Annotated in this window: 1 protein-coding gene; it reads left to right on the top strand. The window is 64.9% G+C overall.

What is annotated here, in order from left to right; translation table 11 throughout:
* On the top strand, positions 1–515 hold a 515-nt coding region (locus ABEH87_RS21680), incomplete at both ends, for an AAA family ATPase (protein ID WP_346579426.1).

Here is a 515-nt window from a genome sequence, read left to right as displayed (position 1 = left end):
GCCCGGCCGGTGCAGAGCTGAAAGAAGGCGAACTGAACCCGGCCCTGCAAAACGCACTGGATAAATTTACCCTCGACGTGACGGCAAAAGCGCGGGCGGGAAGCATCGACCCGGTGTTCGGCCGCGATACCGAAATCCGCCAGATGGTCGACATCCTCTCGCGCCGCCGCAAGAACAACCCGATTCTGGTCGGTGAACCCGGTGTCGGAAAAACCGCGCTGGTCGAAGGCCTGGCGCTGCGCATTGCCGAAGGTAACGTGCCGGAATCCCTCAAACCGGTGATTCTGCGCACCCTTGACCTCGGCCTGTTGCAGGCGGGTGCAGGCGTAAAGGGCGAGTTCGAGCAGCGCCTGAAGAACGTCATCGATGCGGTGCAGCAGTCACCGGCGCCGGTTTTGCTGTTTATCGACGAGGCGCACACCATTATCGGCGCGGGCAACCAGGCGGGCGGGGCCGACGCCGCCAACCTGCTGAAACCGGCCCTGGCGCGCGGCGAGCTGCGCACCATCGCCGCC

Origin of the sequence: Erwinia sp. Eh17-17, assembly GCF_039675725.1 — a bacterium.
In the GTDB taxonomy this organism is placed as follows: Bacteria; Pseudomonadota; Gammaproteobacteria; order Enterobacterales; family Enterobacteriaceae; genus Erwinia.
Note: the sequence above shows the minus strand (reverse complement) of the source record. Positions and strands in the feature narration are given on the sequence as shown.